This window comes from Rhizobacter sp. P2_H3 (assembly GCF_056403355.1).
This window is the reverse complement of sequence record NZ_JBFUFQ010000015.1, coordinates 1-12,492: the sequence shown is the minus strand read 5'-3', so window position 1 is coordinate 12,492 and position 12,492 is coordinate 1. Positions and strand designations below refer to the sequence as shown.

General features: G+C 70.2%; 10 protein-coding genes and 1 pseudogene. 9 read left to right on the top strand and 2 right to left on the bottom strand.

Going from position 1 to position 12,492, the window contains the following annotated elements; genetic code table 11:
• Positions 1-2: 2 nt before the first annotated feature.
• Together AC1D1T_RS04870 and AC1D1T_RS04865 are read right to left on the bottom strand one after the other, a co-directional pair.
• Complete coding sequence (locus AC1D1T_RS04870; RefSeq protein WP_477825471.1) at positions 3-818, bottom strand: alpha/beta fold hydrolase; 816 nt, start codon at positions 816-818, stop codon at positions 3-5.
• Positions 819-821: 3 nt separating this feature from the next.
• Positions 822-2,390, bottom strand: coding sequence for a benzoate-CoA ligase family protein (locus tag AC1D1T_RS04865; protein ID WP_477991535.1), 1,569 nt, complete (start codon positions 2,388-2,390; stop codon positions 822-824).
• 156 nt (positions 2,391-2,546) lie between these two features.
• On the opposite strand from AC1D1T_RS04865, the gene AC1D1T_RS04860 reads away from it, so the two are divergent.
• The 9 genes and pseudogenes from AC1D1T_RS04860 to AC1D1T_RS04820 all read left to right on the top strand — a co-directional run.
• Positions 2,547-3,470, top strand: coding sequence for a helix-turn-helix transcriptional regulator (locus tag AC1D1T_RS04860; protein WP_477825469.1), 924 nt, complete (start codon positions 2,547-2,549; stop codon positions 3,468-3,470).
• A 77-nt stretch (positions 3,471-3,547) separates the two neighbouring features.
• Positions 3,548-5,230 (top strand): 2,3-epoxybenzoyl-CoA dihydrolase, encoded by a 1,683-nt coding sequence (gene boxC, locus AC1D1T_RS04855; RefSeq protein ID WP_477825468.1) that lies wholly within the window; start codon positions 3,548-3,550, stop codon positions 5,228-5,230.
• Positions 5,231-5,233: 3 nt separating this feature from the next.
• Entirely contained in the window at positions 5,234-6,661 is a 1,428-nt protein-coding gene (gene boxB / locus AC1D1T_RS04850) for a benzoyl-CoA 2,3-epoxidase subunit BoxB (RefSeq protein WP_477991534.1), read from the top strand.
• 7 nt (positions 6,662-6,668) lie between these two features.
• Positions 6,669-7,913, top strand: coding sequence for a benzoyl-CoA 2,3-epoxidase subunit BoxA (gene boxA, locus AC1D1T_RS04845; protein ID WP_477991532.1), 1,245 nt, complete (start codon positions 6,669-6,671; stop codon positions 7,911-7,913).
• A gap of 80 nt (positions 7,914-7,993) precedes the next feature.
• Complete coding sequence (locus AC1D1T_RS04840) at positions 7,994-8,767, top strand: crotonase/enoyl-CoA hydratase family protein (RefSeq protein ID WP_477825510.1); 774 nt, start codon at positions 7,994-7,996, stop codon at positions 8,765-8,767.
• Positions 8,764-10,614: a feruloyl-CoA synthase gene (locus AC1D1T_RS04835; RefSeq protein WP_477825511.1), complete on the top strand. Its 1,851-nt coding sequence runs from the start codon at positions 8,764-8,766 to the stop codon at positions 10,612-10,614. Before AC1D1T_RS04840 ends, AC1D1T_RS04835 begins: the two co-directional genes overlap by 4 nt.
• On the top strand, positions 10,611-11,063 hold the full coding sequence (locus AC1D1T_RS04830; protein WP_477825512.1) for an acyl-CoA thioesterase: 453 nt from the start codon (positions 10,611-10,613) through the stop codon (positions 11,061-11,063). Before AC1D1T_RS04835 ends, AC1D1T_RS04830 begins: the two co-directional genes overlap by 4 nt.
• Positions 11,060-12,199 (top strand): ABC transporter substrate-binding protein, encoded by a 1,140-nt coding sequence (locus AC1D1T_RS04825; RefSeq protein ID WP_477825513.1) that lies wholly within the window; start codon positions 11,060-11,062, stop codon positions 12,197-12,199. The genes AC1D1T_RS04830 and AC1D1T_RS04825 overlap by 4 nt, the downstream gene beginning before the upstream one ends.
• 16 nt (positions 12,200-12,215) lie before the next feature.
• Positions 12,216-12,492: pseudogene (locus tag AC1D1T_RS04820) on the top strand (branched-chain amino acid ABC transporter permease); the annotation flags it as partial.

The following is a 12,492-nucleotide window of genomic DNA, read 5'->3' as shown; positions in this document are numbered from 1 at the left end:
GTTCAGGATTCGAGAGGATCGGACAACCCGGTGATGAAGCGGCCGGCTTCGTGGATCACGAGGTCGGGTTGATCGCGGTGCGGCGAGTGGCCGCAGTCCGCGATCTCCAGCAGGCGCGTCTGCGGGGCACGCCGCGCGATGCCGCGGATCTGCTCCAGCGTACCGTACTCGTCGTCGACGCCTTGCAGCGCCAGCACCGGGCAGGGGACCGCGGCCAGCTCGTCTTCGATGCTCCAGCCGCGGAACGACGGATCGAGCCAGATGTCGTTCCAGCCGCGGAACGCCGATTCCGCGTCTGCATGGTAGCGGCCCAGGCGCTGCGGCAGGTCGGTGGTTTCATAGGTGTGGCGGGCGCGCTCGATGCTCGCGATGCTCAGCGCCTCGACGACGATGTGCGGCGCCATCGCGACGACGCCCGCGGTCGGGTGCGACGCCGCATGCAGCAGCGCGATGCTGCCGCCATCGCTGTGGCCGAACAGCCAGGGCCGCGCGACGCCGAGCTGCCGCAGCAGGGCCGGCAGCACCTCGCGCGCCTGCACGTGCATGAAATCGACCGGCCAGCGCTCGCCGGGCGGCTTCGGCGTCGACTGGCCGTAGCCGTAGCGCGAGTACACCAGGCCGCGCAGGCCGTGCGCTTCGCAGAGCTGGCGCGGAAAGTTCTTCCACATCGCGAGCGAGCCCAGCCCTTCGTGCAGGAACACGACCACCGGCCGCGTCGAGGCCGCATCGCCGACCCACTGGTACTCGAGGCGCAGCGGACGGCCGAGCCCGTCGAGCTCGGCGAACTGGATCGGTTCGGCGTAGCGGCGTCCGACCATGCGTCAGGCCGATGCCTCGTTCAAGGCGCGCAGCTTGAAGCGCTGGATCTTGCCGGTCGCCGTCTTCGGCAGCTCGGTCGTGAAGAGGATCTCGCGCGGCGTCTTGTGCGGTGCGAGCCGCGTCTTCACGAAGGCCTTCAGCGCGGCTTCGAGCTCGGGGCCCGCCACGTGGCCCTTGTTCGGCACGACGTAGGCGCGCGTCTTCGTCAGCCCCTGCGCATCGGCCAGGCCGATCACCGCGCACTCCATCACTGCCGCGTGGCCCATCAGCGCCGACTCGACCTCGATCGGCGACACGTACTGGCCGCTGACCTTCAGCATGTCGTCGCTGCGGCCGGCGTAGGTGTACCAGCCGTCGGCATCGACCACGTACTTGTCGCCGCTGCGCACCCAGTCGCCCAGGAAGGTCGAGCGCGTCTTGTCGCGGCTGGTCCAGTACAGCAGCGCGGCGCTCGGCCCGCGGATGAACAGGTCGCCGATCTCGCCGGGCGCGACCGGGCGGCCGTCGTCGCCGCGCAGCTCGAGCTCGTAGCCCGGCACCGGCTTGCCGGTGCAGCCGTAGCGCAGCGCGCCGGCGCGGTTGGACAGGAAGATGTGCAGCATCTCGGTCGAGCCGATGCCGTCGAGCACGTCGCAGCCGAAGTGCGCGCTGAAGCGTTCACCGACCTCGCGCGGCAGTGCTTCGCCGGCCGAGGCGCACACGCGCAGCGCGACCGCGTCGCGCGGTGGCAGCGCCTCGTTCGCGAGCAGCGCGACGTACAGCGTCGGCACGCCGCAGAACACGGTCGGGCGGTGCTGCGTCAGGCGCTTGAAGACCGCGGCCGGCGTCGGCCGTTCGGCCATCAGCACGACGGTCGCACCGACGCTCAGCGGAAACGTCAGCGCATTGCCGAGCCCGTACGCGAAGAACAGCTTGGCGGCCGAGAACACGATGTCGTCTTCGCGCACGCCGAGCACCGGCTGGCCGTACAGCGCGGCGGTCCAGTACAGGTTGGCATGGCTGTGCACCGTGCCCTTGGGCTTGTCGGTGGAGCCGGATGAATAGAGCCAGAACGCGAAGTCGTCGGCGTGCGTGTCGGCGGGGGCGGCCAGCGGCGGGGTGTCGAGCAGCGCGGCGAACGGGGTCGCACCCTCGGCCGCCGCGGCGCCGGACAGCACGACGGCCGGCTGGTCGGCGAGCGTGGCCAGCGCCTGCTGCGCCACCGGCCACAGTGCGCCCGACACCACCAGCGCACGGGCGCCGCTGTGCGCCAGCAGGTAGCCGTAGTCCGCGGCCGGCAGCAGCGTGTTGACCGGCACCGGCACCAGCCCGGCATACAGCGCACCGAGAAAGGCCACCGGCATGTCCACCGTGTCCAGCATCAGCAGCAGCACGCGCTCCTCGCGGCGCAGCCCCAGGCGCAGCAGGCCGGCGGCGCAGCGCCGCACGCGGTCGGCCAGTTCGCCGTAGCTGAGCCGGCCGTCGTCGTCGATGTAGGCGGTCTTCGCGGCACGGCCCGCGTTGCGCTGCAGCAGGTGGGCTGCGACGTTGAATCGTTCGGGCGGCGCCACCACGGCGGGGTTCGCGGGCATGCTGTTCTCCTGACGGGCCGGCCGCGGTTTTACCTCAAGCCGACCCGATCTCCGCATAATGCATTCACAGACAGTGCAGCGATCGGTTTATGCAATATGTTGCACTGAATTTCAGTATAGCCAGCAGTCCCGATCGACCTCGTTACGGACATACCCTTGGACCGAATCCCGAACTCGCCCCCCGCGCCGGAAGGCGAACCTGATCCGACCACCGACAAAGACCCGTTCCTGGCCGCCCTGGGCGAGCGCACGCGGGCACTGCGATCCCGGCGCGGCCTGACACGCAAGAGCCTGGCCAAGGTGGCCGACGTGTCCGAGCGGCACCTGGCCAATGTCGAGATGGGGGTCGGCAATGCGTCGGTGCAGTTCCTGCGGCAGCTCGCGCAGGCCCTGAACTGCACGCTGGCGGAGCTGGTCGGCGACGAGACGGCCAGCTCGCCGGAGTGGCTGATGATCCGCGAGATCCTGCGCGGCCGCAGCGAATCGGAGCTCGCGCAGGCGCGCTCCGCGCTGGCCTCGGTGTTCGGCGCGCCGGCCAGCCAGGCGGCGCGGCGCCAGCGGGTCGCGCTGATCGGCCTGCGCGGCGCCGGCAAGAGCACGCTCGGCAAGATGCTGGCCGACAGCTGGGCCGTGCCCTTCGTCGAGCTGAACCGCCACATCGAGGCGGTGGCCGGCTGCAGCGTCTCCGAGATCCATTCGCTGTACGGCCCGGCCGCCTACCGGCGCCACGAGCGGCGCGCGCTGGAGGAGTGCATCCAGCGCTACCCGCGCGCGGTGATCGCGACGCCCGGCGGCATCGTCTCCGACCCGGCCACCTTCAACATGCTGCTGGCGCACTGCTACACCGTGTGGGTGCGCGCCTCGCCCGAGGAGCACATGAACCGCGTGCTGGCGCAGGGCGACACCCGGCCGATGTCGGGCAATGCCGAGGCGATGAACGACCTGCGGCGCATCCTCGAGAGCCGCGCCGCCTTCTACTCGAAGGCCGACGAGGTGTTCGACACCAGCGACAAGACCATGGAGGCCGCATTCACGGCCCTGCAGGACCAATTGAGGGGCACGATCCGGCTGGCGGGTTGACGCTGGCGGCCGCATGCACTAAATTGCATCTTCATTGCCGAGCGTGCAGCATGTTGCCGCTTGCCGGAGATGCCCCCATGACAAATGTCCCTCCTGCCGCTTTCCCTGTTGACTCCCCGGTCGACTACGAGACCCATCCCGACCGCTACCGCCATTGGCGGCTGAGCGTCGAAGGCCAGGTTGCGACGCTCGTGATGGCCGTCAGCGAGGACGGCGGGCTGCGCGCGGGCTACAAGCTGAAGCTGAACAGCTATGACCTCGGCGTCGACATCGAGCTGCATGACGCGGTGCAGCGCATCCGCTTCGAGCACCCGGCGGTGCGCACGGTGATCCTCACCAGCGGCCGGGACCGGGTGTTCTGCTCGGGTGCCAACATCTTCATGCTCGGCCTGTCCAGCCACGGCTGGAAGGTCAACTTCTGCAAGTTCACGAACGAGACGCGCAACGGGCTCGAAGACAGCAGCCGGCACAGCGGCCTGAAGTTCCTGGCCGCGGTGAACGGCGCCTGCGCCGGCGGCGGCTACGAGCTGGCGGCGGCCTGCGACGAGATCATCCTGGTCGACGACCGCTCGTCGGCCGTCAGCCTGCCCGAGGTGCCGCTGCTCGGCGTGCTGCCCGGCACCGGCGGGCTGACGCGCCTGACCGACAAGCGCCGCGTGCGCCACGACCATGCCGACATCTTCTGCACCACCAGCGAAGGCGTGCGCGGCAAGAAGGCGGTGGACTGGCGGCTGGTCGACGAGGCGGTGAAGACGCAGGCCTTCGCGCAGCGCGTGCAGGAGCGGGCGCGCGAGCTGGCCGCGACGAGCGACCGGCCGGCCGATGCGCGCGGCGTGCCGCTGCCGCGGCTCGTGAAGCAGGTGTCGGCGAATGGCCTGGCCTACGGCCACGTCGACGTGCAGATCGACCGCGCCGCGCGCCATGCGACGCTGACGGTGCGCGGACCCGCGGGCGCGCAGCCGGCCGACCTCGCCGGCATCGAGGCCGCCGGCGCGGCCTGGTACCCGCTGCAGATGGCGCGCGAGCTCGACGACGCGATCCTGCACCTGCGCACCAACGAGCCCGAGATCGGCACCTGGCTGCTGAAGACGCAGGGCGCGGTCGACGCGGTGCTCGCGCTCGACGCGACGCTGCACGCGCACCGTTCGCACTGGCTGGTGCGCGAGACCATCGGCCTGTTGCGGCGCACGCTGGCGCGGCTCGACGTGTCGTCGCGCTCGCTGTTCGCGCTGGTGGATCGCGGCGCGTGCTTTGCCGGCTCGCTGCTCGAGATCGCACTCGCCGCCGATCGCATCTACATGCGGGCGCTGCCCGACGAGCCCGCTGCGGCGCCGCGCATCGCGCTGTCGGCGTTCAACTTCGACGACCTGCAGATGGTGAGCCGCGAGACGCGCCTGCAGCGCCGCTTCCACCGCGATGCCGGCGAGATCGGGGCGGTGCAGGCGACGCAGGGCCGCCTGCTCGATGCCGACGAGGCGCTCGCGCTCGGCCTCGTCACCGCGGCACCCGACGACATCGACTGGGCCGACGAGATCCGCATCGCGCTCGAGGAGCGCGCGAGCCTGTCGCCCGACGCGCTGACCGGCCTGGAAGCCAACCTGCGCTTCGCCGGCACCGAGAGCATGGAGACCCGCATCTTCGGCCGGCTGACCGCCTGGCAGAACTGGATCTTCAACCGCCCGAACGCCGTCGGCGAAGCGGGCGCGCTGAAGGTCTACGGCACCGGGCACAAGGCCCAGTTCGACTGGAAACGAATCTGACCCATGTCCAGCATCAACTACACCGACAAGATCCCCAACAACGTCAACCTGTCCGAGGACCGGACGCTGCAGCGTGCGCTCGAGCACTGGCAGCCCAACTACCTGAACTGGTGGCAGGACATGGGCCCCGACGGCTCGCACGGCTTCGATGTCTACCTGCGCACCGCCACCAGCACCACGCCCGACGGCTGGGCGCAGTTCGGCCACGTGAAGATGCCCGACTACCGCTGGGGCATCTTCCTCGCGCAGCCCGAGGCCGACCGCACGATCGGCTTCGGCGACCACCGCGGCGAGGCCGCCTGGCAGGACGTGCCCGGCGAGCACCGTGCCAACCTGCGCCGCATCATCGTCACGCAGGGCGACACCGAGCCGGCCTCGGTCGAGCAGCAGCGCCACCTCGGCAAGACGGCGCCCAGCCAGTACGACCTGCGCAACCTGTTCCAGGTGAACGTCGAGGAAGGCCGCCACCTGTGGGCGATGGTCTACCTGCTGCACAAGCACTTCGGCCGCGACGGCCGCGAGGAGGCCGAGGCGCTGCTCGAGCGCCGCTCCGGCGACCAGGACAACCCGCGCATCCTCGGCGCCTTCAATGAAGAGACGCCCGACTGGCTGGCGTTCTACATGTTCACCTACTTCACCGACCGCGACGGCAAGTTCCAGCTGTGCGCGCTGGCCGAGAGCGCGTTCGACCCGCTGTCGCGCACCACGCGCTTCATGCTGACCGAAGAGGCGCACCACATGTTCGTCGGCGAATCGGGGGTGTCGCGCGTGATCCAGCGCACCTGCGAGGTGATGAAGCAGACCGGCATCGAGGACCCGGCCGAGCTGCGGCGCCACGGCGTGATCGACCTGCCGACGATCCAGCGCTACCTGAACTTCCACTACAGCGTGACGATCGACCTGTTCGGTGCCGACCAGTCGAGCAACGCGGCGATCTTCTACAGCTCGGGCCTGAAGGGCCGCTACGAGGAAGGCAAGCGGGCCGACGACCACGTGCTGAAGGGCGCCCACTACAAGATCCTCGACGTGCGCGACGGCGTGCTGGTCGACAAGGAGGTGCCGATGCTCAACGCGCTGAACGAGGTGCTGCGCGACGACTACATCCGCGACTCGTCGGCCGGCGTGAACCGCTGGAACAAGGTGATCGAGAAGGCCGGCATCGCGTTCCGGCTGAGCGTGCCGCACAAGGCGTTCAATCGCCACATCGGCAGCTTCGCCGGGTTGCGCGTGAGCCCCGATGGCCGGGTGATCGGCGAGATCGAATGGCAGGCCCATGTGCGCGAATGGCTCGCGAGCGAGGAAGACCGTGCCTACGTCGCGTCGCTGATGGGCCGCGTGGTCGAGCCCGGCAAGTACGCGAACTGGATCGCGCCGCCGCCGATCGGCATCAACAAGCAGCCGGTCGACTTCGAGTACGTGCGCTTCAATTGAGGATGTGATGGAACCGGTCGTCTTCATCCAGCAGCACCTGATCGACCCCGAGGTCTGCATCCGCTGCAACACCTGCGAGGAGACCTGCCCGGTCGACGCGATCACGCACGACGACCGCAACTACGTCGTCGATGCGGCCATCTGCAACGGCTGCCAGGCCTGCGTGTCGCCGTGCCCGACCGGCAGCATCGACCACTGGCACCCGGTGCCGAAGGCGGCGGCCTACTCGATCGAGGCGCAGTTCGGCTGGGACGAGCTGCCGCCGAAGCAGGAGGTGCCGGCGCTCGCGCAGGCGCCGGCGGAGGCAGGCGGTGGCGTGGGTGTGTCGCCCGCGTCCGAGGTGCCGCCGCAGGCGAACGCCGCGGTGTCGCCCAGCTCGCCGCGGCCGCCGTGGTCGGCCGCGCATCCCTACCTGAACCTGCACACGCTGAAGAAGCCGGTGCAGGCGACGGTGGCCGGCAACTTCCGGCTGACCGCGGCCGACGCCGAGGGCGACATCCACCACCTGGTGCTCGATTTCGGCACGCAGTTCTTTCCGTTGCTCGAGGGCCAGTCGATCGGCATCGTGCCGCCCGGCGTCGATGGCGCCGGCAAGCCGCACTACCTGCGCATGTACTCGGTCGCGAGCCCGCGCAGCGGCGAGCGCGAGGGCTACAACAACGTGTCGCTGACGGTGAAGCGGGTCACGAGCGACCATGACGGCCGGCCGGTGCACGGCGTCGCGTCGAACTACCTGTGCGACCTGCGCAAGGGCGACACGGTGCAGGTCTGCGGCCCGTTCGGCGACCGCTTCCTGATGCCCAACCATGCAGGCTCGAACCTGTTGATGGTGTGCACCGGCACCGGCGCGGCGCCGATGCGGGCGATGACCGAGCACCGGCGCCGGCTGATGACGGCGGGCAAGCCGGTCTACGGCGGGCTGATGCTGTTCTTCGGCGCGCGCCGGCCGGAGGAGCTGCCGTACTTCGGGCCGCTGACCAAGCTGCCGGCCTCGTTCATCGACACCTCGCTCGCGTTCTCGCGCGTGCCGGGGCAGCCGCGCCGCTACGTGCAGGACCTGATGCGCGAGCGCGCCGCCGACATTGCCCTGCTGCTGCGCGGCGACACCTGCCTCTACCTGTGCGGGCTGAAGGGCATGGAGACCGGCGTGCTGGACGCGCTGGCCGACATCTGCGCCGGGGCGGGGCTCGACTGGCCGCTGCTGCACCAGCGGCTGGTGGACGAGGGGCGCTTCCACGTCGAGACGTATTGAGGTGTACGGGTATTTGCTGCTGTGACCGGCGGCCATTTGCTTAAGACTCATAACCATCCAGGCTTCAACCACCTCCGGTCGTGAGCACCTCCCTGTTGAACGTTTCGAGTGACGGCCCGGTCACCCACGTGCGCCTGGCGCGCCCCGCCAAGCGCAATGCGCTGAACGATGCGCTGATCGCCGAGCTGCAGCGCACCTTCGCCGGCTTCGATGCCGGCGTGCGCGCCGTGGTGCTGAGCGGCGAGGGCACGCATTTCTGCGCCGGGCTCGACCTGTCGGAGCTCGGGGAGCGCAGCGCCGCCGAAGGCATCCTGCATTCGCGCTCGTGGCATGCCGCCTTCGAGCAGATCCAGTTCGGCCGTGTGCCGGTGGTCGCGGTGCTGCACGGCGCGGTGGTCGGCGGCGGGCTCGAGCTCGCGAGCGCAGCGCACATCCGCGTCGCCGAGCGCAGCAGCTTCTACGGCCTGCCCGAAGGCCAGCGCGGGCTGTTTGTCGGCGGCGGCGGCTCGGCACGCATCCCGCGATTGATCGGCGTCGCCCGCATGAGCGACATGATGCTCACCGGCCGCGTGCACGATGCCGAGGAAGGCCAGCGCATCGGGCTGTCGCAGTACCTGGTCGACGACGGGCAGGGACTCGCGACCGCGTTCGAGCTGGCGCGCAAGATCGCGTCGAACGCGCCGTTGTCGAACTTCGCGGTGATGCACGCGCTGCCGCGCATCGCCGAGCAGGGCCAGGCGGCCGGGCTGTTCACCGAATCGCTGATGGCCGCGATCGCGCAGGCCGACGATGCGGCCAAGCAGCGCATGCGCGACTTCCTCGACGGCAAGGCCGGCAAGGTTGCGAAGTCATGAGCACCGCGCTGCCTCGTTATCGACGGGTGGCGCTCGGCGGCTCGCTCTCCGCACGCTTCACGCCGCGTGACGACGGCAGCCTGCGCATCGCATCGACCGAACCGCTGCTGCCGCACCCGCTGCGCCTGACCGATCGCCTGCAGCAATGGGCCGCGAAGGCCCCCGACCGCACGCTCGCCGCGAAGCGCGACGCGCAAGGCATCTGGCGGCACCTGAGCTACCGCGATGCGGTGCACGGCGCGCGCAGCATCGCGCAGGCGCTGCTCGACATCGGGCTCGGCCCTGAGCGGCCGCTGGCCATCCTCTCCGACAACGACCTCGAACACCTGCTGCTGATGCTCGGCGCGATGTGGGCCGGCGTGCCGTGCGCGCCGATCTCGCCGGCCTATTCGCTGCTGTCGCAGGACCATGCGAAGCTGCGCCACATCCTCGGGGCGCTGACGCCGGGGCTGGTGTTCGCCGCGAACGGCAGCGCCTACGCGCGGGCGATCGATGCGGCGCTGCCGGCCGGAACACCGCTCACGCTCGCCACCGGCGCGGTCGAGGGCCGCCATGCGCTGCAGTTCGCCGACCTGCTCGCGACGACGCCCACCGACGCGGTCGACGAGGCGCACGCCCGCGTCGGCCCCGACACCATCGCGAAGATCCTGTTCACCTCCGGCTCGACGCAGGCGCCCAAGGGTGTGATCAACACGCAGCGCATGCTGTGCAGCAACCAGCAGATGATCCTGCAGTGCTTCCCGTGCCTCGGCGAGACGCCGCCGGTGCTGGTCGACTGGCTGCCGTGGAACCACACCTTCGGCGGCAACCACAACGTCGGGCTGACGATCTGGAACGGCGGCACGCTGTACATCGACGACGGCAAGCCGACGCCGGCGCTGATCGGCCACACGCTGCGCAACCTGCGCGAGATCGCACCCACCGTCTACTTCAACGTGCCGAAGGGCTTCGAGGAGATCGCCAACGCGCTGGAGCACGACGCCGCGCTGCGCGACACGCTGTTCAGCCGCGTGCAGATGTTCTTCTTCGCCGGCGCCGGGCTCTCGCAGCCGGTGTGGGACCAGCTCGACCGGCTGGCCGAGGCTGCCTGCGGCGAACGCATCCGGATGCTGACGGGGCTCGGCATGACCGAGACCGCGCCGTTCGCGATCTGCGCCAACGGCGGCGACGTGCGCTCCGGCCACATCGGCCTGCCGGCACCGGGCATCGAGCTGAAGCTGGTGCCGAGCGGCGACAAGGCCGAGCTGCGCTACCGCGGGCCGAACGTCGCGCCGGGCTACTGGCGCCTGCCGTCCACCGCGCACTTCGACGACGAAGGCTTCTACGCGAGCGGCGATGCGGTGCGCCTGGTCGACCCGGCCGACCCGCAGCGCGGCCTCGCGTTCGACGGCCGCATCGCCGAGGACTTCAAGCTCGCGACCGGCACCTTCGTGTCGGTCGGCCCGCTGCGCGCCCGCGCGATCGCGGTCGGCGACCCGTGCGTGCAGGACGTGGTCGTCACCGGACTGAACCGCAACGAGATCGGGCTGCTGGTGTTCCCGCGCGCCGACCGCTGCCGGGTGCTCGCGGGCTTGCCGGCCGATGCGCCGCTCGCCGAGGTGTTGGCCGCACCGCCGGTGCGTGCGTTCTTCCAGCACTGGCTCGACGCGCTGCACGACACCGGCACCGGCAGTGCGACGCGCGTCGCCCGTGCGTTGCTGCTGGCCGAGCCGCCGGCGATCGACCGGGGCGAGGTCACGGACAAGGGATCGATCAACCAGCGCGCGGTGCTGGCCTGTCGGGCCGCGCTCGTCGAGCAACTGCACGCCGGCAGCGCACCCGGCCTCTTCGTCCCCGCACGCGCATGAGCGAATCCCGCACCACCACGCACACCGTCGCCGTGAACTTCGGCGACTGCGACCCGGCCGGCATCGTCTTCTTCCCGAACTTCTCGCGCTGGATGGATGCGGCCTCGCTGTCGTTCTTCATGCAATGCGGCGTGCCGCCGTGGCGCGTGCTCGAGAAGACGCGCGGCATCGTCGGCACGCCGCTGCTGGAGATCCACACGCGCTTCATCCAGTCGGTCACCTACGGCGAGACGATCCAGATCGAGACCTGCATCGAGGCCTGGCACGGCAAGGCCTTCGTGCAGTTGCACCGCGTCATGCGCGACGGCGAGCTGGTCTGCGAGGGCCGCGAAACGCGCATCTTCGTGACCCGCGATGCCACCGGAAAACTGAAGTCCATGGCAGTGCCGGATGACATCCGCGCGCTGTGTCAGGCAGCATCACGACCCCGAACGGAGACACCCCCATGAAGCACCTGAAGACCTGGCTGGCCGCTGCCGCGCTGGCCACCCTCGCGGCCGGCGCACAGGCCGACGTGACGATCGGCGTCAGCGTCCCGCTGACCGGCCCGACCTCGGCGCTCGGCATTCCGAGCAAGAACGGCATCAGCCTGTGGCCCGCGACGATCGCCGGCGAGAAACTCAACGTGATCGTGCTCGACGACGCGACCGACCCGACCGTCGGCGTCAAGAACGCGCGCCGCTTCGTCACCGAGGACAAGGTCGACCTCATCGTCGGTTCGTCGGCGACGCCGATCGCGATCGCGATGTCGGACGTGGCGGCCGAGGCGCAGACGGTGCAGCTGGCGCTGTCGCCGATCCCGCTGCCCGAGGGCAAGGGTGCCTGGACCTTCCGGCTGCCGCAGTCGACCGCGGTGATGGCGATCCCGATCGTCGAGCACTGGAAGAAGACCGGCGTGAAGACCTTCGGCTTCGTCGGCTACGCCGATGCGTACGGCGAGGCCTGGCTGAAGGACATCACCGCGCAGGCCACCGCGGCCGGCATCAAGAGCGTCGGCGTCGAGCGCTTCGCGCGGGCCGACACCAGCATCACCGGCCAGGCCTTGAAGCTGGTCGGCGCGAACCCGGATGCGATCCTGATCGCGGCCTCGGGCAGCGGCGCGGCGATGCCGCACAAGGGCCTGGTCGAGCGCGGCTACCCGAAGGGCAGGATCTACCAGACGCATGGCGCGGCCACGCTCGACCTGATCCGCGTCGGCGGCAAGGACGTCGAAGGCTCGTTCGTCTCGTCCGGCCCGGCGCTGGTGGCGCCCAAGCTGCCCGACAGCAACCCGAGCAAGGCGATCGGCATGCGCTTCATCGAGCAGTACGAGAAGGCGTTCGGTGCGAAGAGCGCGAACCAGTTCGGCGCGCATGCGTTCGATGCGGCGATCGTGCTCGAGAAGATCATCCCGATGGCGCTGAAGAAGGCCAGGCCCGGCACGAAGGAATTCCGCGCCGCGCTGAAGGAGGCGCTGGAGACGGCCGGCCGCATCCCGGTGTCGCAGGGCGTGCTGAACTACACCGCGGCCGATCACTTCGGCTTCACGCCCGACACCGGCGTGCTGCTGAAGGTCGTCAACGGCGACTGGGAAGTCGTCAAGTGACGCTGATCTGCCGCTGATGGACCTCTCGATCGCGGGCATCCTGCTGCTCGACGGCGCGACCAGCGGTGCGGTCTACGCGCTGCTGGCGCTCGCGCTGGTGCTGGTGTTCGCGGTCACGCGGGTGATCTTCATCCCGCAGGGCGAGTTCGTCGCGTACGGCGCGCTGACGCTCGCGATGCTGCAGATGGGCAAGCTGCCCGGCACGGTGTGGCTGCTGGCCGCGCTGGCCGTGCTGGCGGCGCTGCGCGATGCGGTCGCGGCCGCGCGCGAAGGCCGGGCCGCCGGCCGCATCG

Coding starts and splice junctions, on each gene's coding strand:
- AC1D1T_RS04870 (WP_477825471.1), bottom strand. CDS start 818: ATGGTCGGACGCCGCTACGCCGAACCGATCCAGTTCGCCGAGCTCGAC.
- AC1D1T_RS04865 (WP_477991535.1), bottom strand. CDS start 2,390: ATGCCCGCGAACCCCGCCGTGGTGGCGCCGCCCGAACGATTCAACGTC.
- boxC (WP_477825468.1), top strand. CDS start 3,548: ATGACAAATGTCCCTCCTGCCGCTTTCCCTGTTGACTCCCCGGTCGAC.
- boxB (WP_477991534.1), top strand. CDS start 5,234: ATGTCCAGCATCAACTACACCGACAAGATCCCCAACAACGTCAACCTG.
- boxA (WP_477991532.1), top strand. CDS start 6,669: ATGGAACCGGTCGTCTTCATCCAGCAGCACCTGATCGACCCCGAGGTC.
- AC1D1T_RS04835 (WP_477825511.1), top strand. CDS start 8,764: ATGAGCACCGCGCTGCCTCGTTATCGACGGGTGGCGCTCGGCGGCTCG.
- AC1D1T_RS04830 (WP_477825512.1), top strand. CDS start 10,611: ATGAGCGAATCCCGCACCACCACGCACACCGTCGCCGTGAACTTCGGC.
- AC1D1T_RS04825 (WP_477825513.1), top strand. CDS start 11,060: ATGAAGCACCTGAAGACCTGGCTGGCCGCTGCCGCGCTGGCCACCCTC.